The sequence below is a fragment of the Paenibacillus sp. PK3_47 genome, assembly GCF_023520895.1.
Classification (GTDB): Bacteria; Bacillota; Bacilli; order Paenibacillales; family Paenibacillaceae; genus Paenibacillus_AQ.
Window position 1 is genome coordinate 6,633,234 of record NZ_CP026029.1, and the last position, 23,714, is coordinate 6,656,947.

General features: G+C 51.0%; 20 protein-coding genes. 6 read left to right on the forward strand and 14 right to left on the reverse strand.

Features of this window, described 5'->3' with window-relative positions; all coding sequences use genetic code 11:
- Window positions 1-86: 86 nt before the first annotated feature.
- Complete coding sequence (locus C2I18_RS28820) at window positions 87-542, forward strand: GreA/GreB family elongation factor (RefSeq protein ID WP_249899114.1); 456 nt, start codon at window positions 87-89, stop codon at window positions 540-542.
- 94 nt (window positions 543-636) lie between these two features.
- Here C2I18_RS28820 and C2I18_RS28825 read toward each other — a convergent pair whose 3' ends face one another.
- On the reverse strand, window positions 637-822 hold the full coding sequence (locus C2I18_RS28825; protein WP_249899115.1) for a hypothetical protein: 186 nt from the start codon (window positions 820-822) through the stop codon (window positions 637-639).
- 150 nt (window positions 823-972) lie between these two features.
- Here C2I18_RS28825 and C2I18_RS28830 point away from each other — a divergent pair, with 150 nt between their 5' ends.
- The 4 genes from C2I18_RS28830 to C2I18_RS28845 all read left to right on the forward strand — a co-directional run bounded on the left by C2I18_RS28830 (window position 973) and on the right by C2I18_RS28845 (window position 4,066).
- Entirely contained in the window at window positions 973-1,563 is a 591-nt protein-coding gene (locus C2I18_RS28830; protein ID WP_249899116.1) for a hypothetical protein, read from the forward strand.
- Window positions 1,564-1,673: 110 nt separating this feature from the next.
- Window positions 1,674-1,922: a DUF3951 domain-containing protein gene (locus tag C2I18_RS28835; RefSeq protein WP_249899117.1), complete on the forward strand. Its 249-nt coding sequence runs from the start codon at window positions 1,674-1,676 to the stop codon at window positions 1,920-1,922.
- Window positions 1,923-2,168: 246 nt separating this feature from the next.
- Entirely contained in the window at window positions 2,169-2,360 is a 192-nt protein-coding gene (locus tag C2I18_RS28840; protein WP_249899118.1) for a hypothetical protein, read from the forward strand.
- Between the two features lie 530 nt (window positions 2,361-2,890).
- A complete protein-coding gene (locus tag C2I18_RS28845; RefSeq protein ID WP_249899119.1) occupies window positions 2,891-4,066 on the forward strand; it encodes a serine hydrolase domain-containing protein in 1,176 nt (391 codons plus the stop codon).
- Window positions 4,067-4,371: 305 nt separating this feature from the next.
- Here C2I18_RS28845 and glnA read toward each other — a convergent pair whose 3' ends face one another.
- The 13 genes from glnA to mutS all read right to left on the reverse strand — a co-directional run bounded on the left by glnA (window position 4,372) and on the right by mutS (window position 22,487).
- The gene (gene glnA, locus C2I18_RS28850) at window positions 4,372-5,700 is read right to left on the reverse strand and encodes a type I glutamate--ammonia ligase (RefSeq protein WP_249899120.1); all 1,329 of its coding nucleotides are present in this window, start codon (window positions 5,698-5,700) and stop codon (window positions 4,372-4,374) included.
- A gap of 30 nt (window positions 5,701-5,730) precedes the next feature.
- The gene (locus C2I18_RS28855) at window positions 5,731-6,141 is read right to left on the reverse strand and encodes a MerR family transcriptional regulator (RefSeq protein WP_019910684.1); all 411 of its coding nucleotides are present in this window, start codon (window positions 6,139-6,141) and stop codon (window positions 5,731-5,733) included.
- A gap of 95 nt (window positions 6,142-6,236) precedes the next feature.
- Window positions 6,237-7,490 (reverse strand): methionine gamma-lyase family protein, encoded by a 1,254-nt coding sequence (locus C2I18_RS28860; protein ID WP_249902287.1) that lies wholly within the window; start codon window positions 7,488-7,490, stop codon window positions 6,237-6,239.
- A 150-nt stretch (window positions 7,491-7,640) separates the two neighbouring features.
- Complete coding sequence (gene hflX, locus C2I18_RS28865; RefSeq protein ID WP_249899121.1) at window positions 7,641-8,927, reverse strand: GTPase HflX; 1,287 nt, start codon at window positions 8,925-8,927, stop codon at window positions 7,641-7,643.
- A 63-nt stretch (window positions 8,928-8,990) separates the two neighbouring features.
- Window positions 8,991-9,962 carry an AAA family ATPase gene (locus C2I18_RS28870; RefSeq protein ID WP_249899122.1) on the reverse strand — a complete coding sequence of 324 codons (972 nt, stop codon included), beginning with the start codon at window positions 9,960-9,962 and terminating at the stop codon, window positions 8,991-8,993.
- 101 nt (window positions 9,963-10,063) lie between these two features.
- Window positions 10,064-10,720, reverse strand: coding sequence for a YdcF family protein (locus C2I18_RS28875; RefSeq protein WP_249899123.1), 657 nt, complete (start codon window positions 10,718-10,720; stop codon window positions 10,064-10,066).
- 1 nt (window position 10,721) lies between these two features.
- Window positions 10,722-11,276 carry a ribonuclease FAU-1 family protein gene (locus C2I18_RS28880; RefSeq protein WP_249899124.1) on the reverse strand — a complete coding sequence of 185 codons (555 nt, stop codon included), beginning with the start codon at window positions 11,274-11,276 and terminating at the stop codon, window positions 10,722-10,724.
- Window positions 11,277-11,738: 462 nt separating this feature from the next.
- Window positions 11,739-14,456, reverse strand: coding sequence for a transglycosylase domain-containing protein (locus C2I18_RS28885; protein WP_249899125.1), 2,718 nt, complete (start codon window positions 14,454-14,456; stop codon window positions 11,739-11,741).
- Between the two features lie 137 nt (window positions 14,457-14,593).
- Window positions 14,594-14,833 carry an RNA chaperone Hfq gene (gene hfq / locus C2I18_RS28890; RefSeq protein WP_249899126.1) on the reverse strand — a complete coding sequence of 80 codons (240 nt, stop codon included), beginning with the start codon at window positions 14,831-14,833 and terminating at the stop codon, window positions 14,594-14,596.
- A 19-nt stretch (window positions 14,834-14,852) separates the two neighbouring features.
- Window positions 14,853-15,833 (reverse strand): tRNA (adenosine(37)-N6)-dimethylallyltransferase MiaA, encoded by a 981-nt coding sequence (gene miaA / locus C2I18_RS28895; protein WP_249899127.1) that lies wholly within the window; start codon window positions 15,831-15,833, stop codon window positions 14,853-14,855.
- Window positions 15,830-16,603, reverse strand: coding sequence for a class I SAM-dependent methyltransferase (locus C2I18_RS28900; protein WP_249899128.1), 774 nt, complete (start codon window positions 16,601-16,603; stop codon window positions 15,830-15,832). The genes miaA and C2I18_RS28900 overlap by 4 nt, the downstream gene beginning before the upstream one ends.
- A 907-nt stretch (window positions 16,604-17,510) precedes the next feature.
- A complete protein-coding gene (gene mutL / locus C2I18_RS28905; RefSeq protein ID WP_249899129.1) occupies window positions 17,511-19,628 on the reverse strand; it encodes a DNA mismatch repair endonuclease MutL in 2,118 nt (705 codons plus the stop codon).
- Between the two features lie 48 nt (window positions 19,629-19,676).
- Window positions 19,677-22,487 carry a DNA mismatch repair protein MutS gene (mutS, locus tag C2I18_RS28910; RefSeq protein WP_249899130.1) on the reverse strand — a complete coding sequence of 937 codons (2,811 nt, stop codon included), beginning with the start codon at window positions 22,485-22,487 and terminating at the stop codon, window positions 19,677-19,679.
- 194 nt (window positions 22,488-22,681) lie between these two features.
- Between mutS and C2I18_RS28915 the strand changes: the two genes are divergently transcribed.
- Window positions 22,682-23,485 (forward strand): GNAT family N-acetyltransferase, encoded by an 804-nt coding sequence (locus tag C2I18_RS28915; protein WP_249899131.1) that lies wholly within the window; start codon window positions 22,682-22,684, stop codon window positions 23,483-23,485.
- The last annotated feature ends 229 nt before the right edge of the window (window positions 23,486-23,714 follow it).

The window sequence follows — 23,714 nt, forward strand, 5'->3', positions numbered from 1 at the left end:
CCATTAATGATCAGGAGGGATACACATGTTACAAAGGGTTAATCCAGCAGCAAGGGATGTTGTTCTTAGAGGGGGTGAAATCTACTATGAACCGTAGTCTACTCTATCAAAGCTCAAGAACCCAGCTGATTCAGCAGCTGATTTATTTTGACGAAGAGAGAAACGGATTTCTTAATTCTTATTGCAATGGCAGCACCAGGCTTAAAAATAGTGCCGAAGAATTGATTAACAGATACTGCGCCGCTCTGGAGGAGCTTCTGTCCGATTTCAGCGAAGACAAGCTCAATTCACGCGTATTAATAGGAAGCAGGCTGAACTTGCGTTATTTGGAGGACGGCTATACGGACACTCATACGATTGTGTTTCCCGCTTACACCGAACCGTCGGCAGGCAAGATTTCCTTATTATCGCCTATGGGAATGCAGCTGCTGCTCGCGGAGTGTAATACAGAATATCTTCTCGAGGTTCCATCGGGAAAAATTGCGGTGATGATCGACAGCATAACCTATGAGAACGGCGGTGAGGTTGAAAAGGCTATTTAAACGTTAAAAGTTACACTGGTGAATAAAATTTGTTTGCGTCTGGGCCGGGTCCGAAGGATCCGGCTTTATCGTTTTGCGGCTTAAAAAGCTTGCATTATTTGCTTCTCTTGCTGAATATCCTTTTAATGATCATCTGGGCTATCCCTCCTGCCACAACCGTCAACTGCCCTGCAAGGATAACCAGCTTTTCAGTTTCACCAAAATGCCGTGCCTGCAGCCCGATACCGGCGAACCATACCAGAAAGCCAAGCAGCATCACAGCATATCCGATATATTTCATATGACGCCTCCTGACATTTGGATAAAATAACGTATTTCAATTGTATCAAACAATTAAATTAATTGGGTCTGAAATCAATAATCCGGGTAAATTGTTTTCAGTAATATTTAAGGGGGAAAAGTTTTGAAGAGGCCATTTTATAAACAATGGATGTTTTGGGTCATTGCCGTAGTTATCGTAGGGGTCATTGGATGGTCAGTCGGAGGTGAAGACACTGCTGATCAAGCTGAACCCGCGGCTACTGAACAAGCACAGCCGGATGTTAGCGCAACCGAAGCTCCAGATCAGCCAGCTGCTGAGCCAGCTTCTACTGAAGCACCGGCGGCTTCACCAAGCGCTGACTCTGCACCATCCGGAGCGCCATCCATCCATTGGGAATCAGCAATTAAGCAAATCGCCCAATCCGATACAGAAGCCACTCAAAAGGCCGATGCTGTTGAAATACTGGCCCGGGACTATCAGCCTTCTGCCGAAGAAATGTCGGATTTCCAATCACAGATAGTTGAGGAATTCACCGCTCAGAATTATTTGTCCCAGGTAGAAGACGCAGAATATATGCTGACCAATATCTTCAAAGCAGTCGTTGTGGAACGGGCCAACGAAGGAACGCCTGCCGGCGATTTTGCCTTCGATTTTTATCAGAACTCCAAATATGTGTTACGCGGTGCCGACACTCCTGACAGCGAAGCTGTAAAAAGTAATGAGGAGCAGATGCAGGCAGCGCTGGATAAAATGAAGTAAATGAAACCCCGGGATGGAAATCCCGGGGTTTGTTTAGTTTACAGAATTCATGAATTGAAATTGAAAATATTAACATTAAATTATAAAATTAAACAAAGGGGGTTTTATCAATGAACTTTGTGCAAGTCACGCTTGTTGGATCATTCGGCCTTGTAAATATCTTATTGGGAATCATCATTGTCAAGCTATTACTTACAAGAAAATTGCCTAGTAATAATTACACTCCCTTTGACTACATCACGGCCCATTCTCTTGTCGAGTTTCACGATGAGAAAAAAGAGATCGAAGAAAATGCCGACCATGGTGACGATAAGGATAAAAACATTATTTCGTTATCAAAACGATCTTCTCTTCCTTAAGGCGCATTAGGTATTAATAGTCCGCATCTTCGTACTGCATAATAAGCAAACCGATCAATATATAAAGATTCCAAATTTAGTGGTAAAGTTTGAAAGTAATTCAGTATAGAAAGGGAGTTTTTATATGAAAGAGTTTTTTGTTAAAACCGCGAATTGTATGCTTCGTTATAGTGATTTCCCAGGAGAAAAAAAACCATTTTATTTATACATGGCCTAGGATGTACTGGCTCGTTCGATTATCCACAAGTGGCAACTCAAGAAGCGTTAAAAGGACACCGTTATATTATTGTTGATCTTTTTGGTGCCGGTTATAGTGACAAACCCGATGACTCTGACTTCAAATACACAGCAAATCGCTGGCATTCTATGGCTTGGGAGAATCCAGAAGGATTAGCTAAAGCAATTGAAAACGGCATTCAAACAAATTTACATACATAACAGTTAATTTTGAAACAGTCTTTAGCAATTGACCTATTCAAATCATGCCTATAGGCTGTCTTTCTCTTATGAAGCACAGTTTGCGTCATATGCGGCATAAAAACGTCCACTTATCTTGTTCAACTATCCTGCCCGTTAACGAAATAAAGCTGCTAATCACAGCGGCAGATTTAACAATGTAATTATTAACTCAACTTTCGCAGCTCAAATCTTTAAACAAACCCCTAATATAGCTGGGTAAACTGGAGATCCATTCGTGTAGTAAATCTATTAAATTCTCCTTACGTGCTCTAGGGTTTAAGCTATTTTCCCAGGTGTGAAAATTGAGTGAAAAATATATTAATATGCCAGGCAGGCGAAGAGTTACCTCCTCATTGATGTCACAGTTTTTTATTACATTCCCGGAGGAATCAGATGCGTCTATAAAAGTATGTAGTTCATAATTGGGGGATGTCACAGCAATATCACTATACAAGCTTCATTAAAGCACTTAATATACTCATTAAAAACTGCTAAAAAGGAGACAGACCATGCTCGATTCAGGCACAACCGCACAGCTGACCAAAACGCTCAGTACCAGTATTGCTAACAACGAGATTGCCGGTGCTAACTTTATGGTCATTAAAAACGGCGAAGAAGTATTTTATCATGAGGACGGCCTGGCTGATATTGAGGCGGGGCGTCCCATAAGCAGAGATTCCATATTCCGCTTATATTCCATGAGCAAGCCTGTGACCGCGGCAGCCATCATGCTGCTTCTGGAACGGGGAGAACTGGATCTGTTTGATCCTGTAAGCCATTACATACCCGGATTCCGTAATCAAAAAGTAGTTAAGGACGGCAGACTGACGTCTCCAGTACGAGAAGCCAACATCCATGATCTGCTGAATATGACTTCTGGACTTGTCTACGGCGGTACAGATCCGGCGGGGCAACATACAGAAACGCTGATTCATGAACTGAGCAGCCGCATGTTCGGCGAGAATCCGATGACTACTATGGAATTCGCAGACAGGCTGGGCCAGGGTCCGCTTGCATTCGAGCCGGGATCATTCTGGCAGTATGGAACTTCAGGGGATGTACTCGGCGCAGTTGTGGAAGCAGTATGCGGCATGCGATACGGGGAATTTCTGCAGAAGGAATTTTTCGGGCCGCTGGGCATGAAGGATACCGGCTTCTGGCTGACTGTTGAGCAGCGAAGCCGGCTCGCCAGAACCTATCAGGATAACGGGGCAGGCGGACTTAAGCGATATGATGACAGTCAACTGGGAGTTAATCACCACTTTGACCGCGAACCGGCATTTGAATCCGGCGGAGCCGGACTTGCCTCTACGATCGATGACGCGGCCAAATTCACCACCATGCTTTTGAACAACGGAAGTCTCCACGGGCACCAGCTGCTCAAACCAAGAACTGTGCAGTATATGACTTCGGCTGGCTTAACGCCGCTACAGCAAAAGGGCTTCACCTTATGGCATTCTCGCTGCGGTCACAGCTATGGCAACCAGATGCGCATTATGACCGAGCCCGGCCAAGCCGGACATATCGGCAGCAAAGGTGAATACGGCTGGCACGGCTGGCTTGGCGCTTATTTCACGAACAGCCCTCAGGACGCGCTGAGCGTACTGTTTATGGTGCAGAAAAAAGACGCCGGCACTCTCCCTGTCACCCGCAAGCTGCGGAATATTGTGTTCAGCAGCCTGTAACAGATTGAAAGAAATATGCAACGGCAGTCAAAGGCTTGATGCTACAAGTCTTTGACTGCGTTACGTAAATATACATTGCTAAAGCAGTGGGTCCATGCTGCATAGAACGCTTCCGCCCAGTATGGAAAAAAGCGGATATTCTCTGATCAAGCAAGCAACGGTACTAACTTTTTGATTGTCCGGGGTTACTACCGTAAGTTCGTAAATACGTTGGCTATAAAAGCACCTCAAATGTCGAGCTTCTAATCCCCTTCCCATCCCACAAAAAAAGCCCCCGACGCTTTCGCGCCAAGGGCTGCTTTATCCTAGTAAAGAGTCATGTACTGATCTCTTTCCCATTCGTGTACTTGTGTCCGATAGATGTCCCACTCGATTTCTTTTAGCTCGTAGAAGTGGGCCAGTGCATGCTCGCCGAGGGCTTCGGTGATGACATGGCTGCGGATCAGCTCGTTCAGCGCTTCCTTCAGGTCGGCTGGCAGGCTTGGGATGCCTTCTTCAATGCGCTCTTCCTCAGACATCACATAGATGTTGCGGTCGATTGGAGCCGGGAGGTCAAGCTGGCGTTTGATGCCGTCCAGACCTGCCTTCAACATTACAGCAAGTGCAAGGTAAGGGTTAGCTGCCGGATCCGGGTTACGAACCTCAATCCGTGTGCTGAGTCCTCTGGAAGCCGGAATACGGATCATCGGACTGCGGTTGCTGGCAGACCATGCCACATAGCAAGGTGCTTCATAACCAGGAACCAGACGTTTGTAAGAGTTGACAGTCGGGTTAGTAATGGCGGCAAAAGCACGTGCATGCTTCAGGATACCTGCCATGTAATAACGGGCTGTTTTGCTCAGTCCAAGTGTATCGCTCTCATCGTAGAATACATTCTCGCTGCCTTTGAACAGGGATTGGTGTGCGTGCATACCGGAACCGTTCATACCAAACAGCGGCTTAGGCATAAATGTAGCATGCAGGCCATGCTGACGGGCAACTGTCTTCACGACAAGCTTAAAGGTCTGAATCTGGTCCGCAGCCTTGATTGCGTCTGCATATTTAAAGTCAATTTCATGCTGGCCGGAAGCCACTTCATGGTGGGAAGCTTCAATTTCGAAGCCCATCTCTTCAAGGGTCAACACGATCTCACGGCGGCAGTTCTCCCCGAGATCCATCGGTGCAAGGTCAAAGTATCCGCCCTGGTCGTTCAGCTCAGTAGTCGGATTGCCCTTCTCGTCCGTTCTGAACAGGAAGAATTCCGGCTCAGGACCGACGTTCATGGCTGTATAACCCATCTCTTCAGCTTCCTTCAGGCAGCGTTTGAGAATACCGCGCGGGTCGCCGGCAAAAGGCGTTCCGTCAGGCATGTACACATCACAAATCAGGCGTGCAACACGGCTGTCAGTCACCCACGGGAAGATTACCCAAGTGCTGAGGTCAGGGTAAAGATACATATCAGATTCTTCGATACGCACATAACCTTCGATGGAGGAACCGTCAAACATCATTTTATTATCGAGTGCTTTTTCGAGTTGGCTAACGGGAATCTCAACATTCTTGATTGTACCGAGCAGATCGGTAAATTGCAGGCGAATAAAACGTACATTTTCTTCCTTTGCGATACGTAGAATATCCTCTTTAGAAAAACTCACGTTACCCTCTCCCTTTCAAGTCTCTTTATGTTATTTATTAAAAAACCGGGATAGTTCACCTTGAATAAGAGATACTTGTCCCGGCCTCTTACCGGAAACCAGCTCCTGCTTCAGCAAACGGTGAAGCTGCGAATCAGACAACTCTCTACGTCTAACTTCTGTGTCAGGGGTTATTACCGTAGCTTCTTCAGACTCCTTCGAGACAGGGTTCATGACCTGCTTAATACCGGCAATGTTAACACCCTTCTCGATTAACGCTTTGATTTCCAGCAGGCGCTCGACATCGTTGAATGAGAACAAACGCTGGTTACCGGATGTGCGTGCCGGAACGATCAGGCTGTGCTGCTCATAATAACGAATTTGTCTGGCAGATAAATCAGTAAGCTTCATTACAATGCCTATAGGAAATAGTGCCATATTTCTGCGGATTTCATCACCCATGACTCATCCAACCTTCCAATGATCTTTTTCTCATCTCATTGTACATTTCTTAATTTGGCGTGTCAATGGTGTGTGAGTTTTCTTTACAATACTCTTTATAAAAGTTTACGTTCCCTCATACTCTGCAGGGACATTAGTACCCCGTATTTCACATGCGAATAGGTCAAACCGCCCTGCATGTAGCCGATATAAGGCGCTCTGATTGGCGCATCTGCAGATAATTCCAAGCTGCCGCCCTGGATGAACGTACCTGCCGCCATGATGACAGGATGCTCGTACCCCGGCATATCCCAAGGCTCCGGAACGACATGGCTGTCCACGGCTGCCGCCTTCTGGATTCCCTGTACAAAAGCAATCAGATGCTCCGGTCCATCGAAGGCGACGGCCTGAATCAGATCCGTACGCGGTTCATTCCAGGCCGGCTTCGTCTGGAACCCGCAGCGCTGGAACACGGCAGCGGCAAAAATACTGCCTTTAACCGCTTGTCCCACAGTGTGCGGAGCCATGAACAGCCCCTGGTACAGGCCGCGGGTCGTCCCCAGCATCGCACCCACTTCCCCGCCGATCCCGGGTGCTGTCAGCCTGTATGCCGACAATTCAACAAGATCACGCCGCCCGCAGATGTAGCCGCCAGTCTCGGCAATTCCTCCGCCGGGGTTCTTGATCAGCGAACCTGCAATCAGATCCGCACCGACCTGCGGAGGCTCAAGTTTTTCCGTAAACTCACCATAGCAGTTATCTACGAATACGATGACATCCGGTTTCAAAGATTTGATCCTGGTCACCATCTCACCGATTTCAGCCACAGTAAAGGAAGAACGCCAGTCATAGCCGCGCGATCTTTGAATACCGACAACCTTAGTCTTGCCGTTAACAGCCAGGGCAACCTCATCCCAATCAATTTTACCGTCTGCCGTAAGCGCTGTCTCCCGGTAAGTGATTCCATAATCCGCCAAAGAGCCTGTTCCGTCTCCGGGTTTGCCGATTACCTTGTGGAGTGTATCGTAAGGACGGCCTGTAATGTACAGCAGCTCGTCTCCCGGACGCAATACGCCAAAGAGCGCCGTTGATATGGTATGGGTACCGGAAGCGAAATGGGGACGCACCAGCGCGGCCTCTGCGCCGAATACCTCGGCATAGACAAGATCCAGCACCTCACGGCCCCGGTCATTATAAGCATATCCTGTCGAACCGGCAAAATGGAAATCGCTGACCTGCTGACGCTGAAACGCCTGGATGACCTTCCACTGATTGTGGTCTACAACCCGGTCCAGCTCTTTTACCGCACCTTCAATTTCAAGCTCTGCAGCCTCCGCCGCCTGTAATAAATCCTCTGCAAAAACAACCATTTCCCCTTTTTCTCTCCTTACATCACATTTACTTGCCATCAAAAGTCAGCCCCGCAAAGCTTAAGTCCGGCTTCAGCACCAGCCGAAACCTTCTTCATGCTCTGCAGGGACTCAGAAAAACCATCCTATCTTAACTTGAGCAGCTGTTACTTATTGCTCTACAACATACTCTTCCAGTTTGTAGCTCCATTTGGAATAGTCCTCTTTATTCAGCCGGACATTGTAGAGAACATCATTCTCGTCATAGTTCTGTTCCAGCACTTCCCCTACCCGGTAGAGCAGCGATACAACATCTCCCCTGTCTCCGGGAATCCGGAAGGTCAGTGTATCCCCGGCCAATTGGTCCGCAATTACCTCCGTGATCTTCGCCAGATCCTCCGGATTAAAGGCGCTGATCTTCAAAAAACCGGGACCTGACGGCAGCATTTCCAGCTGTTCGTCCCCGCAAATGTCACTTTTATTAAACAGCACGATTTGCGGTTTGCCCGCTGCGCCAAGATCCTGCAGGATGGACTGCACAACCTCCATCTGCTCCTCCCGCATCGGGGACGAAGCATCGACTACATGCAGCACGAGGTTTGCTTCATTCACTTCCTCCAGGGTAGCCCGGAAGGAAGCCACCAGATCATGCGGAAGGTTCTGGATAAAGCCGACTGTATCCGTAAGCACTACGTCTTTGCCGCCTGGCAGCTGAAGCACACGTGAAGTAGGATCGAGCGTAGCAAACAGCTGGTTCTCGATATATACATCAGCGTCAGTCAGCTGCTTCAGCAATGTGGATTTACCGGCATTGGTATACCCGACAAGCGCGACCTGTACCGCACCGCTCTTGCGGCGGCGCTCACGGTGCAGCTCACGGGTCTTCACCACATCTTCAAGCTGGCGCTTAAGCTCATCAATCCTCCCCCGGATATGCCGGCGGTCCGTCTCCAGCTTGCTTTCCCCCGGTCCCCTGGTGCCGATACCTCCGCCGAGCCTGGACAAATTTTTGCCCTGTCCCGATAAACGGGGCAGCAGATAGGAGAGCTGTGCAAGCTCTACCTGAATGATGCCTTCCCGGGTCTTCGCCCGTCCGGCAAAGATATCAAGGATCAGCTGCGTACGGTCGATAATTTTCAGATCCAGTGCCTCTTCCAGATTCCGTACCTGGGCCCCGGACAGCTCCTGGTCGAAGATCGCCGTATTGGCACCCAAGCCGTCTGCCGCCATGCGCAGCTCTTCTACTTTACCTTTGCCGATGAACCATTTGGGGTCAGGGGTTTCTTTATTTTGGCGGAGGACATCCAGTACCTCTACACCGGCCGTTTCAGCCAAAAGAACCAGCTCCTGCAGTGACAGCTCTGGATCTATACCGGTACGCTTGATTTTGTCTGTAACGAGACTGACCAGGACTGCACGGTCTTGAACGTCTGTCTGTGTGTCATGTGTTGTAGCCATAAGTTTAGTACTCCTTATCTCTGCACCTTTAAATGTGTATATTACTCTCTATTACCCTTATGTTTACAACTTAAAATCCTCTGTCCTGAGCGTCATGAGCTCCTGCTTGCCGGGACTTGCGCTCTCGTATTGATGAAGCAGGCGCACCGCCTGGGCACGCACAGCCTTCTCTATAGCGTTACGGACATAGCGGGCATTGCTGAAAGCATGAAAGCTCTCTGTTTTTTCAACCAATAAATGCTGCTTAAGCTTGAGTATCGCCTGCGGCATCAGAATATAGTCACGCTCTTTGGCCATCAGCTCTGCAATCTGCAGCAGCTGGTCGATCGAATAATCCGGAAACTCCACCTGAATCGGAAACCGTGAAGGCAGACCGGGATTGCTCATCAGAAAATGATCGATCTCGTCCGAATATCCGGCCAGAATCAGCACAAACTGGCTGCGGTGATCCTCCATGGATTTGACCAGCGTATCAATAGCTTCCTTGCCAAAATCCTTATCGCCGCCGCGGGCCAGACTGTAAGCTTCATCAATGAATAAAATGCCGCCGAGCGCTTTTTTGACCAGATCCCGGGTTTTTTGCGCTGTATGGCCGATATACTCGCCTACAAGATCCGCACGCTCCACTTCGATAAGATGCCCTTTATTCAGCACACCCATGCGCTGAAACAGCTTGGCAACGATTCTCGCCACGGTTGTTTTGCCGGTTCCGGGATTGCCCTTGAACACCATATGATAAGCCTGGCCGCCGCTGGCAAGCCCTGCTTCACTCCGCATCTGGGTAATCTGCAGCAGGGCATATATCTCAAACACAAGCTCCTTGATATTATCCAAACCGACCAGACCATCGAGTTCCCGGCTCAGTTCCTGAAACAATCCTCCGTAGCTGTTGCTTTTGGGAGGAAGTGTACAATTGGATTTCTCTTGCGCCCCGCTGATTGCCGCCGGAGGCTCCTGATTCCGCAGCACAATATTAATCTGTCTGGACGGTCTGCCTTCCTCCCGCCCGCTTGCCGCCGCTGCGCGTCCGTTCATCGGTATCACCTCATTATCCAGGGCTGACTGCTCTACCTCAAGTCTATTCCTGTTAACAAGTTCTTATTAGCAGATTCTGATTATTTATCACTTTGCGGAAATTACAGAAACAGCTGCTGCAGCTTCCATTTGGTATAGGCCAGAATTTCGCGCGATTTATACTTTGCCATCGACATGACTGCAGACTCGGTCAGCCCCAGCTCAGGCGCGGTATAACCAAGCTCCTCAGCAATTTCCAGGGCTCTGGTTCCGTGAAAGGAATGAGTGATGATAATAGCTGAAGCCATCCCCTCGCGATCCATAATTTCCTTGCTGAACAAAAGATTCTCATAGGTGCTGGTAGCTTCATTCTCCATAAGGATATCCTCATCCGGAACGCCCTGCTCTACCAGGTAATTGCGCATCCCCTGGCCCTCGGTATACTTATAGCCTTCCTGGTCAAGTCCCCCCGATACAATAAACCGCCCGAACTTGCCTTCCCGGTACAGCTGCAGCCCGTAATCCAGCCGTTCCTTCAGGCCCGGGCTCGGTACGTCCCCCCACATTGACATGCCAAGAATAACTCCCGCATCCGCTTCTGCCATTGGTGAGGAGGTTACCGCGCTGTTGATTTTGTTAAAAACGACGGCACACCAGAGCAAGCCGGCCGCTGCAACAACCGCACAGGCAACAGCCAGGCGGCGTTTGCGGCGGGACCGCCTTTTGCCCGAAACTTTGCGGATCGGTGATGATCCCCGCTGATACACATACCATTCCATGTTATTTCCTCCTGAATTCTCCGTGATGGAACAATTCGGCACGCTGCTTCAGAGAGAGAGAGAAAAAGGGAAAGGCATGTGCATCTATGCTGCGTAAAATATTCTTGGCGGTTGCCCAGGCCAGATTGTAGTCACTGTCGGTGATATCGCCTCTTTCCAGCGCTTCCTCCAGTTCATCCTCATCCAGCAGATACACTTCTCCGTTCCAAAGCACTACAACGTCCAGATACAGGTCATCAAACCAGGGGACCCCCTGATCCGTAACGCCCTGAACCTTGCAGGTGTCGATATACCATTGTACGATATTTTGCCGATCATCAAACATAGCCGTCACAATATAGTGGCTGTCCTTGGGGAAATACTGGAGCCACGAATAACCTTTGTCCGCAATGCGGTATGTATGCCTGCCATAGCTTTTCCATAGGGGTTCCTTCAGCCCGTAAATCGTATAGAGCGTAATATATCCGCTGAACTCCCGTGTTTCCACATAGCGGCAAGCAAAATGGCGGCGCGTAATCCGGCGCCAGTTGGCCCGGTCTCCGAATTTACGTTTCATATGAATTACCCTCTCCGTGATTTCATTCCTGAAAGCTCATAACCTCAGTCATGGACAAATGCTTGAGCAGATATCCCTCTATTAACAATTCTCTTATAAAATATCCCACAAAGTGCGGCTCTTCTTCGATGCGCAATTTAAAAAGTCGGCCGTCTTCGGACCATTATTGCTTTGGCAATTGCTTCCCCTTCTTTATATGTTAATTCTTTGTTGCTCTCCGCGTCAACTGAAGTCCGCTTTGCTTCACAAATAGACTAGGACCGGGTGAGGATGCAGATAGTATTATCTAACCTTAAATGATCTCTTTTAACCTGCGGCGGGTCTAAACAAAAAAACACCAGCCGGGTGCACCTTTAAAATAAAAGGTGATTCCACAGCTGGCGTTAACCTGTAAATGTACTAAAATCACAATTCTGTCCTTACTAAAGTTTAAAAGCAATACTGCTCAGCAAGCAACAACTGCTACTGCACACTGCTTTCGTCTACAAAGCCTGCGGCAGGATCTACACCGGCGTTGGTACCGTTGTCCGGTCCCGGATTCCCGGCAGCAGCCGTAGCCTCCGGAGAAGGAGCAGGGGGCGGTGTTGCCGGAACCGGCGGAGCGGTTATTTCCGGCGGAGTCTCACTTCCGCCGGTGTTACCGCTGCCGTCCCCGTTTCCGCTGCCACCACCGTTACCATTCCCGTTGCCGTTACCATTATTCCCGTTGCCATTGCCGTTTCCGTTTCCATTTCCATTACCATTACCATTTCCATTAACGTTACCATTACCGTTACCATTACCATTTCCGTTGCCATTCCCGTTATTGCCGCTCCAATTACCTTCGCCTTCGTTCCATTCATCTTCCGGACTCTCCGTCGGAAGGTTAGGATCAATAGTAGGCACGGGCTCAGGGGTCTGAAGCTCATCCTGCACGGCAATGGTTACTGCACCGGAAGGCTCGCTTTCCACATCCAGCTCAGGATAATATGCCGTAACATAATATTCATAGGTCAGTCCAGGCATGGCGCTTATATCGCCTACACTTGCATTCGTCGTATTCATGACCGGACTGTATTCGGACTCCGAGGATTCCCGGCGGTAAATCCGGTATTCCACCCCGTCACCCGGAACAGGCTCCCAGCTGAGATTGACGGTCATTGTCGAAGAATCGTAAGAGGCTGACAGGCCGCTTACCGTGGCTACAGCTTCCGGCGTCTCCGTCGGTTCAACTACTTCTTCATTGACCACATTGTTAGGCTTAGGGAAAGATTTCTCCTCTATCCCCTCAAGCGCTTCTTCCATCACCTTACCCCAGAACGCCGCGGCTAGCGGACTGCTGTTCTTGAGCAAATGGGTCTTACTCGGTTTGTCATACCCCATCCATACGGCTGCAGTCCATTCCGGAGTGTAGCCTACAAACCAGACATCACGGTTGGAGCTGATGCCGTCGTACCCGCTTTGGGTAGTACCGGTCTTACCGGCAACCGGGCGGCTGATCTTGGCCTTTCTGCCCGTTCCGTCCTGTACTACCTCCTGCATCATCTCCGTCATCTGGTAAGCGGTCTGCTCGCTCATGACCCGTTCTGGTGTAGTATTTGCCTTGTAAACTGTATCCCCGTCACTATTAGTAATCGATTTAATCGAATACGCATCGCGGAGCTCGCCCCCGTTCGCAAAAGCACTGTAGGCCTGAGCCATCTCCAGCGTATTGGTCCCTTTGCTCATCCCGCCCAGCGCAAGTGACAGGTTCTTGTCTTCATCTGCAAGGCCGATTCCCAGATTCTTAGCGAACTGGAATCCGGTGTCCACGCCAATTTCATTCAGCAGCCACACGGCCGGAATATTTTCCGACTTTGTAATCGCTGCGCTCATGCTGATCGTCGACGAATAACCGTGCAGGTTGTTCGGGCAGTATTTCCCGAAGCACTGCTTCTCGTTGCTCAGCATGGAATCACTTGTAAACTTACCCGATTCAAGCGCAGGAGCGTATGCAACCAGCGGCTTAAAGGCTGAGCCCGGAGATCTGCGGCTGTCGTTCACACGGCTGAATCCTTTTTTCTCATAGTTACGTCCGCCGAGCAGCGCCACAATACTTCCGTTCTCCTGGTTGATGATCGTCATCGAACCCTGAACGATTTCCTCATCCGCACTTTCCTCGAAGTTCTCACTGTCTGCGAACGCATCCTCTACCGTCTCCTGGGCATGCTTATCCATGGTAGTGTAGATTTTGTATCCGCCGATATTCAGATCATCTTCCGTAAGTCCGAACTTCTCTTCCGCCTCATCAATTGCATAATCGATAAATGCCTGGTAACGCTGCTTGCTCTCAGGCGGCTTATAGTTGTAATCTACGGCTTTGGCTTCTTCCATTTCCTGCTGGGTAATATACCCCTGCTCATTCATGAGCGTCAGCACTACCGCACGGCGTTCCTTGGACAGGTCCGGATTACGCAGCGGATTGTAACGGGAAGGACCCTTCGGCATTGCAGCCAGCGTGGCCATTTCCCAAATATCCAAGTCCTCCAGATTGCTTTTGCCAAAATAACGGATGGAGGCCGCTTTGATGCCATATACAGTTCCTCCGAAATTGATCCGGTTGAGGTACATCGTAATAATCTCTTCCTTGGTCTCCTGCTTCTCGAGCGCTACTGCGATCGATACCTCAGTCGCTTTGCGGAAAAAGGTTTTGTCACGCGTCAGGAAGATATTTTTGGCCAGCTGCTGGGTAATGGTACTGCCGCCTTCCACCATGCTGCGTGCCGCAATATCCTTCACGGCCGCACGGCCGATGGACCATAGATCCACACCTTTGTGCTCAAAGAACCTTTTATCCTCGGTCGCGACAAAAGCATTCACCAGCAGCGGCGGAATATCCTCATATTCTACCGGATCACTTTTTTCCAGCGACAGCTCGCCGATCAGATTGGCATTACGGTCATACACTTTGGTTGTCGGGTTAACGGTCAGCTTATCCCTGTTCTCATCCAGCAGCTTCGAGCCGTTGAGCATAATGAACAGGTAACCGCCCAGCGCACAAAAAACCGCCAGCGCCACAGCGAAAAACATACTCCACAGCACACGCTTCTTCGTTAAGAACTTTTTCTTTTTCTTTGGCTTTCCTGGCTTCCCCTTGGAGCTTGAACTGCCTGAGGGTCTCTGTCTATTACGGTTCGTCCTGGATATTTCGTCTCTGGACATGGTTCCTCCTGACTCCCTTTCGGAAATATCTTCAAAGTATGAGCACGAATGAAAAGAACAACCTTCTCAGGTTGCTCTCGCACTCTCTATTCAAACGATTTATAAACAAAAAGGTTTCGATTCAAAACAATAAAAAGTTACTCTTCGCTTGTGTTGTCCTGCATCAGCGATACGCTGCGCTGCGGCGTAAAGGTGGAAATGGCATGCTTGTACACCATTTGCTGACGGCCGTCGCTGTCAATGACAATGGTGAAATTGTCGAACGCTTTGATGATTCCCCGAATCTGAAATCCGTTGGTCAAATATACTGTAGCAGGGATATTCTCTTTGCGCAGCTGGTTCAAGAACGTATCTTGGATGTTAATGGACTTGTTCATATGACGTACCCCCAATGGTTCAATTAGATTGTTCAGAAGTATATTCAAGACCTGAGAGAAACTTTCCTGCTATTATATCACGTATTTTTTGAAAATTCTCAAGAAAGTTTTGATCATCGAAATCGTCGATCCACTGAATGTCCTTCATGTGGCGGAACCATGACAGCTGTCTTTTGGCGAAGCGGCGGGTATCGCGTTTGAGCAGTGTCACGGCCTCGTCCAGCGTAAGTTCTCCCGCGAGATAAGCGGCAATTTCCTTGTAGCCCAATCCCTGCATGGATACAAGATTTCTGCTGTAGCCGTGTTCCAGCAGTCCTTTTACCTCGTCAATGAGCCCGTTAGCCAGCATCTGGTCGATTCGGTCCTCAATACGTTTATATAGTATTTTCCGGTCCATTGTCAAACCTATGAGGCACAGCTCATATGGAGATTCCTTCTTCTGGCCCTCCTGGGAAGCGGAAAGTGTAACCTTTGTCTGATGGTGAATTTCCAGCGCGCGGATGATTCTGCGGCGGTCATTCGGATGCAGCCGGGCCGCACTGACAGGGTCCACAGCAGCCAGTCTGGCATGCAGCGCTTCCGCTCCGTGCTCTTCAGCAAAGGCATCCTGTTCACTGCGGAAGGCCTCGTCCGCGACAGCTTCGGAGAAGCGGAATCCGTAGCAGAGAGATTCAATGTAGAGTCCGGTTCCGCCGACAATAAAAGGCAGCTTCCCCCTCGAGCTGATCTCCTCAATCAGCCTCTTGCCCTGTTCCTGAAACTCAGCTGCGGAGTAGGCATCCTCCGGATCATGAATATCAATCAGATGATGAGGGATCCCCCGCATCTCCTCCGGTGTAATCTTGGCGGTCCCAATATCCATACCCCGGTAGACCTGCATGGAATCACCGGAAATAATTTCAGCCCCGTAGGCTTCTGCGAGTTCCAGGCTGAGCCTTGTTTTGCCCACTGCAGTCGGTCCCAGAAGCACCAGAACCTTATGTTTGGTCTTCGTTGTCAATTGCGTATCACCCCGTACGAAGTTTTGGAGCTGCCGCGCAGGAGCTCGGTAAATCCGAGACGCGCGAATTCTCCGCTTAATGCTTTTTCTTTCAGTAAAACGGTTTTGCGGGCAACTCTGACCGCCTCGGCCACGCTTTCCGGTGACAGTGCCGCATCGTTCGCGAACTGGCGCAGCGGGGAGATCGCCGAAGAATCCGTAAGCGGCACCCTGAACATCGGATCAAAATAAACGATGTCCACGCTCTTGTCCGGCTGGCTCCGCAGATACTGCAGGTGGTCACTGTGCACGACCCGGATGCGGCGCAGCGCCTCGTTCACTTTGGGCTGCCCGGAGACATACTCTCTCATCCCTTCAAGCAGCAGCGCATACAGCGGAAGAGAGCTCTCTAGTGCGGTGACAGACGAGCTCTCTCCGCCGTAAACGGAGAACAGCAGCGAATCGCTGCCCAGGCCTGCTGTGCAGTCTAGCACGCTGTCACCGGGCTCCATCGCAGCAGCCTCAATAATAGGGTCCGGTTCCCCTTTCAGAATCCGCTTAGCCCGGACAAAGCCCATACTGGGGTGAAACTCCATCGCCGGCATGTCAGGCGTAATCAGCCGGACGGCTTCCTGCAAAATCACCAGGATTTCCGCATCCCCGTAACGTTCTGCCATCTTCGGGATGGACAACCGCCCGCGCGGTGCAAAGGCGGTGCCGGTATGCTCCGCAAGCCGCCGGGCACGCAGGATGATTTCCGGATTCGGGTCAAAGCCCGTTGTTATAATCATGCTTCCTCCGATCTGGTACGCTTTAAGCTGTAAGTATAAAGTAGTTTTTGTATAAACAAGGTATATGGTGTGCCTTCTTCGGTATTTCATCCTCTGCAGCGGAGTGCACACACACCAGGAATGATTATTCGGGCGCCATCCAGTAACTAAGCTTGAAGACGTACTTTGGAGTCTAAATACCAAAAAAGGTTGCCGCGCTTGCACATGGTGCCGCAGAATTCACGCTAAACCGCTGAAAATTTGCGTCAAAGGCCCCGCAAAGTATGAGTCTGCGAACGTACTACAGACCTTATTGGGATTTCCTCCACCTAATTCTGTTCTTTTTCATCATTTATGAGCTTTAGTTGGAAATTCTCCAGGTAACCGGACGTATATAGCGCTTTTGTGACTTTGCGCGTCCATTTAAGTGGACTTTTTCCCACTCGTGTTGGAATACCGGTACTTATCAGAGAATTAAATGGAGAATTTCCGCCACCCCATGCCTGAAGTGCCCGCTTAAGGTCTATCGTAGTCATGCTGTTCAATGTACCCTTGAAGATATTCACCAGACCCTGCTAAACGCCAACTAAGCCCACTCAAAAGTCATAAGCCAACTATGATCGTTTGCTCCTGCTCCAGCATCCCAGGTTATGCAAATAAAGCCAGATTCCACACTTAAACAGCCCGCTTAAATTGTATGAATTGTATGAATCACAGTTAAAGTCTGCTCGCTGGCCCCGCCTCACCTAGCCTCCAGCTTAAATATAAAGCCAGCGGCGCAGATGAACTGCAGCTTGAGCATGTATACAACGGCTGGTCCGCAATGTCGTCTGTCCGGCTGAAAAGCACAATAAACCAAATATACTATCAAGTAACCTTAACATGCCCCTCTCCCAGCCTGCCTTCAACTAGTAAAATGATCAGGCCGTTACATGACGCGTTTGAACAGCTTTTCCAGATCATATGCAGAGAAAGAAACGACGATCGGCCGGCCGTGCGGACATGTGTAGGGCTGGCGGCAGGCCGCAAGCCTCGACAGCAGCGCCTCCACTTCCTGTTCTGTCAGCTTCTGGTTGGCCTTAATAGATGCCTTGCACGAGCATAGAATCGAGGACTTCTCACGCAGCTTGGCCAGGTCGATCGAGCGCTCGCTAAGCACCCATTCGGCCATTTCCTCGATAACCGCCTTCTCATCCCCTTCAGGGAACCAGTAAGGCAGGGAACGGACCAGAAAAGTCTGGCCGCCGAAATGCTCCAGATAAACCCCGGCCTGCTCGAACCAGTGCAGCCGTTCGCTGAGCTGGCGGCTCTCCGATGGAGTAAACTCCAGGGTGATCGGCAGCAGCAGTTCCTGGGAAGCATCTTCGGGCTTGCCGAATTTCTCATAGTAAAATTCGTAATTAATCCGCTCATGGGCTGCATGCTGATCGATCAGATACAGCCCGCTGTCATTCTGGGCAATAATATAGGTCCCGTGATGCTGACCGATATAGTTCAGCTCCGGAAACTGCGGAAGTCCCTGTTCCTCTTGGCCGGGAGGAGCATACAGCTCCCCGATTGAAGGAGCTCCCCCGCGTGCAGGCATGCCTGTACCAGGCTGGCGGTAGCTGCCGCCAAAGCTGCTTTCACGCGGACGGGAAGAAGCATTCGCAGAACCCGCCGGGCTGCTTCCGCTGTACGCTGCAGCAGTCTCTCTGACCTGGGCTTGTCCCGGCTGGGGCAGGCTGCTTCCGCCATTATACCCGCCGCCGGTAACTCCGGAACCGCCGGGTAAAGGCGCTTTACCGCCCTCCCTGATTAAACCGGCTGCAGCCAGACCTGCACTGCTGCTGAGCGGTTCTGTTCCCCCCGGAACCTTCATACTCGCAGGTGCTGCCCCAAACGGCCCGGCACTGCCGGATACATCATCGCCCGTTCTCTCCTGCGGGCTGCGGGAGCCGGGAGCCGTACCTTCAGAGCTGCCGGGAGCAGCACCTTTAGGAAAAGCAAACTGCTCCTGAATAAACGAGGAGCTGCCTTTGGACCCGATAATCTCCTTGGTTGGACGGGGAATCAGGGTCTGGCCCATCAGCACTTTGCGGATCTCCTGCTCGACAAAAGCATACAGCTCAATCTCCTTGCTGAATCGGACCTCCAGCTTGGCCGGATGCACGTTGACGTCGACGAGTGACGGATGCATGTCAAGTTTCAGCACGAGCAGCGGGTAACGGTTGATCGGCAGCAGCGTATGATACGCCCGCATAATCGCTGCATTCAAACCGTTGCTGCGGATATACCGGCCGCCGACAATCGTGGTTACCGCATTGCGGTTGGACCGTGTCCATTCCGGACGGCTGACATAACCGGAAATCCGGTAGTCCGGATCCTCCGCCTCGACAGGCAGCATCGCCTTCGCCGCAGAGGTGCCGTAAACAGCGGCAATGACCTGCAGCAAATCCCCGTTGCCCAGCGTGTGGAGCAGTTGATTGCCGTTATGGTGCAGTGTAAAAGAAATATCGGGGTGGGCAAGGGCCATCCGGTACATCGCATCCGAAATATGCCCGAGCTCTGTCTGGATACTCTTCATATATTTCAGCCTTGCCGGAGTATTATAAAATAATTCCCGGACTGCAAGATCGCTGCCTTTGCCGGAGGGTGTATCCTCATTTCGGATCAGCTTGCCGCCTTCAATATCGATTAATCTGCCTTTACCATCCTCATTGCTTGACGTAAGCAGCGAGACTTTGGAAACAGCCGCGATACTGGGAAGGGCTTCCCCCCGGAAGCCCAGGCTCGTGATCTGGAACAGATCACGGCCATTCGCAATTTTGCTGGTGGCATGCCGGTAAAAAGCCGTTTCACAATCCTCCGGCTCAATACCGGAGCCGTTATCCTTGACACGGATGCTCTGCAGGCCGCCCTCTTCCACCGAAACCTCAATCCGGGTGCTTCCGGCGTCAATCGCATTCTCGCAAAGCTCCTTTACTACAGATGCCGGCCGCTCAACTACTTCCCCGGCTGCGATCTGGTTGGCAATATGCTCGTCCAGTACATGAATTTTAGCCAATGTTGCTCACCTCGTGATTTAAGATTTCATAGCCGGGGCCGGCATAACTTACAGCCCCTTGGCCTTCTGCTTCAGTTCATTTAACAGCCCCATTGCCTGCAGCGGAGTCATGTTCATGAGATCCGCATCCTGAACCGCGGCAACAAGCTCCTTGAGCAGAGGATTCTCTTTGACCGGGGAAACTGCTGCAGCTCCGGCCTTCCTGCCTTTGCGGGTCTCTTCCTCGCCGAAGATCGAGAGCTGTACAACCTCCTGCTCTTCTTCCTCTTCAGGAGCTGCCAGTGATACAGCAGCTTCCTGGTAAGCAGTTCTGGTGCCGCCAAAGGAAATCCCTCTTGGCTGAGGCTTCACAGATTCTGGCTCCACTGGTTCCACTGGCTCCTTAGACTGCTCCGCCTGCTCTCTTAATACATCTCCTGTTGGTCCTGCAGAACCGGAACCGGTTGTATAGTCAGCCGCTCCCGGAGGCGCGGCCTGTTCAATACTTTGCAGCAGTCCATAGGCCCGGTCAATGATGCCTTCCGGCAGGCCGGCCAGCCTTGCGCAATAAATCCCGTAGCTGCTGTCAGCAGCTCCCGGCACCAGCTTGCGCAGGAAGTTCACCTTGTCCCCGCTCTCCTGGACAGCCATCGAGAAATTGCGCAGGCCGGCAAGGCTCTCTTCCAGATGGGCCAGTTCATGAAAGTGTGTCGAGACCAGTGCTTTACAGGCAATGGTATCATGCACATATTCAATTACCGCCTGGGCAATGGCCATCCCTTCGCTGGTCGAGGTGCCCCGGCCCAGCTCATCGATAATAATCAGGCTGCGTGCCGTAGCCTTCTCGGTCATGACCTGGATATCGGCCATTTCCACCATAAAGGTGCTCTGTCCGCCGATCAGGTCATCTGCCGCCCCGATCCGTGTAAAGATGCGGTCGATCAGCGGCACCTCCGCACTCGCAGCCGGGACAAAGCAGCCGATCTGGGCCATGATGCAGATCAGGGCCACCTGCCGCATATACGTGCTTTTCCCTGCCATATTCGGTCCTGTAATCAGCAGGATATTCCCTTCATCCTTGCTGAGCGTGCTGCCGTTGGCAATAAAGGAAGCATCCTTCAGGACAGCTTCAACCACAGGATGGCGCCCGTTCTCCAGACGCAGGTCATATCCGTCAGTGAGCTTCGGCTTGACGAACCGGTGCTCGGCACTTACCGCCGCCAGGCACTGGTACACGTCGATTTCCGCCACCTTCTCCGCAAGGGCCTGCAGCCGGGGGATCTGCGCAGCCACCCGGTCGCGCAGCTCGGTGAACAGGCTGTATTCCAGATCGGTCATCTTGTCCTGCGCTTCCAGAATCAGCGCTTCCTTCTCCTTCAGCTCCGGGGTTACGAACCGCTCGGCATTGGCCAGCGTCTGCTTGCGTTCATATCTTCCTTCCGGCAGCGCCGCAAGGTTGGAACGGGTAATTTCAATGAAATACCCGAAAATTTTGTTATAGCCGATCTTCAGCGACTTAATGCCTGTTGCCTGGCGTTCCTTTGCCTCAAGCTCGGCAATCCACCGTTTGCCGCTGCTGCTGGCTTCCCGCAGCTCATCCAGACGTTCATGGTAGCCTGTCCGGATGATTCCGCCGTCACGCACGGACACCGGCGGATCCTCGATAATGGCATGCTCAATGTCTTCACGAAGTTCTGTACATTCATCCATCGAAGAGCCGATTTCTCGCAGGGTTGCCGACCCTGATGCCAGACACATTTCCTTCAAGGCCGGGATCTGCGCCAGCGACAGCTTCAGCGCATTCATGTCCCGTCCGTTGGCACTGCCGAAGGCGATGCGGCCGACCAGCCGCTCCAGGTCATAAATCTCCTTCAGCGCACCCCGCAAATCCTCCCGCACAATGAACTGGTTGTACAGATAATCGACAGCCTCCAGCCGGCGCTCAATCGGAGCACGCTGGAGCAGGGGCTTATCGATTCTGCGGCGCAGCAGCCGTCCGCCCATCGACGTCTCGGAGCGGTCCAGCAGCCAGAGCAGCGAGCCTTTTTTGGAACGCTCCCGCACGGTTTCGGTCAGCTCCAGATTCCGGCGCGTAAACGGATCAAGGATCATATAGTTCCCCGGTTCATACGGGGAGATCTGGCTCAGCTGACCCAGCGACCGGCGCTGTGTCTCATTCAGATAGGAGATCAGCATGGCCAGGCATTTGCCCCGCTCCTGCTCCAGCCTTACCCAGGCGGCTTCACCGAACTGGCGGCGGGCAAGCTCCTCCTCTCTCTTGTCCCAAGGGGTATACACAACCGGCTTCGCCAGCAGCGACGCCTCACTGCGCAGCTGCTCAAGCAGTGCCGCATCCCCGATAATCTCTGCCGGTTCATAGATCCCAATCTCATCGCGCAGCCACTCGGCACCTGACAGTACGGAAGTGACATACAGCTCACCGGTAGTCAAATCACAGGCCGCCAGCGCCATCATCCCGTCTTCCTCAGTGACACAGACGAGATAGTTGTTGCTTTTGTCCGTAATAATCTTGCCGTCCATCACCGTACCCGGTGTTACGACACGGACGATATCCCGCCGCACCATGCCTTTGGTTACCGCCGGATCGTCCAGCTGTTCACAAATGGCGACCTTGTAGCCTTTTTCAATCAGGCGCTGGATGTAGCCTTCAGCGGCATGATAAGGCACCCCGCACATCGGGATCTTCTCTTCACTGCCCCCTTCACGGCCTGTTAAAGTAATCTCAAGTTCCTTGGAAGCGAGAATCGCATCCTCAAAGAACATTTCATAAAAATCGCCCAGCCGGAAAAAAAGGAAAGCGTCCTTCGCCCCTTCCTTTACCTTCAGGTACTGCTCTATCATTGGCGTATATTTTGCCATCACTAACCTCCATGCCTGACTTCTGTACTCTCCATTATAACAGAAACACGCAAGTCAAAGTTACACCGCAGCGGACAATCTGCCATACCGGCCAACGAACGCCTATTCTCCGGCAGAATGATGTAATTTTCAGCACACATGCAGTAAGATAATTACCATACATATTTTTCACTAAGTAAAAGGGGGCTTGCGCAATGATTACTAAATTACAGGAGAACGATCTGGACAGAATAATGGCGCTGGTGGGCAAAAATCCGGCGATTAACCTGTTCATTATCGGAGACGTGGAGAACTTCGGGTTTGGTCAGGATTTTATGGAGCTGTGGGGAGAATCCGATTCACCGGAAGGGCCGCTTACAGCAGTCATGCTGCGGTACTTTGGAAGTTATCTGCCTTACGCGGAGGGCGCTTTTGATGCGGACGGGTTTGCAGAGCTGATCCGGAGGAACACAGCGGCTGAAATGATCTCCGGGTCTTCTGAGGTTGTACAGGCGTTCAGGGGAAAAGTAGGTATCCGGAATGAGAAAAACATGCATTTTGCCCAGGTCAGTGAGATGAATGACGAAATCCGCAGTGCAGTATCCACCCCCGTTAAGATTAAAAGAGCCGCAGTAGAAGATGTAGAAGCCATATGTTCCTTAATGGACATTATTGAAGAGTTCGAGAGCAGTCCGGAGGACTCCCGCCGCAGCTACCGTAAAACTCTGGAGAGCGGAACCGGGCGCACTTATTTTGCCGAGCAGGATGGCCGGGTCATTGCAGCAGCGTCCACTACAGCGGAGAATTCCATGTCAGCGATGATCGTCGGAGTGGCAACCCATCCTGAATACCGGGGCAAGGGTCTGGCTACCCGTGTGGTCGCCCAGCTGTGTACTGAAATTATTGCTGAGGGTAAATCGCTGTGTCTGTTCTATGATAACCCTCAGGCAGGAGTGATTTACAAAAAGCTTGGCTTCAGCGATATCGGCTCTTGGACGATGACGTACTTACATAAGTAGAAGCCAGTTCATATTGTGTAAAGATAGCGTCCGGCCTTATATGAATGTTAATAAGAGTTAGACCCATTTACAGGGTCTATCTCTCCATAGTATTGAGAAACCCGGCTCTTTTAAGGGTCTTGGGTTTCTTTGCTGTGTTTTCATGTCTGCGGACGCTGCTTCGGTTATATGCTTCCTCCTCTTTGGCACGCTAACTGTTGCAGCCAACTTTAGCACACTAACTTTTGCA

What these genes read in the sequence shown, in the direction of transcription:
- C2I18_RS28875 (WP_249899123.1), bottom strand. Translation starts at nt 10,720, where the DNA reads ATGGAATGGTATGTGTATCAGCGGGGATCATCACCGATCCGCAAAGTT.
- C2I18_RS28885 (WP_249899125.1), bottom strand. Translation starts at nt 14,456, where the DNA reads ATGTCCAGAGACGAAATATCCAGGACGAACCGTAATAGACAGAGACCC.
- C2I18_RS28835 (WP_249899117.1), top strand. Translation starts at nt 1,674, where the DNA reads ATGAACTTTGTGCAAGTCACGCTTGTTGGATCATTCGGCCTTGTAAAT.
- C2I18_RS28870 (WP_249899122.1), bottom strand. Translation starts at nt 9,962, where the DNA reads ATGAACGGACGCGCAGCGGCGGCAAGCGGGCGGGAGGAAGGCAGACCG.
- hfq (WP_249899126.1), bottom strand. Translation starts at nt 14,833, where the DNA reads ATGAACAAGTCCATTAACATCCAAGATACGTTCTTGAACCAGCTGCGC.
- C2I18_RS28880 (WP_249899124.1), bottom strand. Translation starts at nt 11,276, where the DNA reads ATGAAACGTAAATTCGGAGACCGGGCCAACTGGCGCCGGATTACGCGC.
- C2I18_RS28860 (WP_249902287.1), bottom strand. Translation starts at nt 7,490, where the DNA reads ATGGTTGTTTTTGCAGAGGATTTATTACAGGCGGCGGAGGCTGCAGAG.
- mutS (WP_249899130.1), bottom strand. Translation starts at nt 22,487, where the DNA reads ATGGCAAAATATACGCCAATGATAGAGCAGTACCTGAAGGTAAAGGAA.
- C2I18_RS28825 (WP_249899115.1), bottom strand. Translation starts at nt 822, where the DNA reads ATGAAATATATCGGATATGCTGTGATGCTGCTTGGCTTTCTGGTATGG.
- hflX (WP_249899121.1), bottom strand. Translation starts at nt 8,927, where the DNA reads ATGGCTACAACACATGACACACAGACAGACGTTCAAGACCGTGCAGTC.
- C2I18_RS28845 (WP_249899119.1), top strand. Translation starts at nt 2,891, where the DNA reads ATGCTCGATTCAGGCACAACCGCACAGCTGACCAAAACGCTCAGTACC.
- C2I18_RS28830 (WP_249899116.1), top strand. Translation starts at nt 973, where the DNA reads ATGTTTTGGGTCATTGCCGTAGTTATCGTAGGGGTCATTGGATGGTCA.
- C2I18_RS28855 (WP_019910684.1), bottom strand. Translation starts at nt 6,141, where the DNA reads ATGGGTGATGAAATCCGCAGAAATATGGCACTATTTCCTATAGGCATT.
- C2I18_RS28915 (WP_249899131.1), top strand. Translation starts at nt 22,682, where the DNA reads ATGATTACTAAATTACAGGAGAACGATCTGGACAGAATAATGGCGCTG.
- C2I18_RS28820 (WP_249899114.1), top strand. Translation starts at nt 87, where the DNA reads ATGAACCGTAGTCTACTCTATCAAAGCTCAAGAACCCAGCTGATTCAG.
- C2I18_RS28900 (WP_249899128.1), bottom strand. Translation starts at nt 16,603, where the DNA reads ATGATTATAACAACGGGCTTTGACCCGAATCCGGAAATCATCCTGCGT.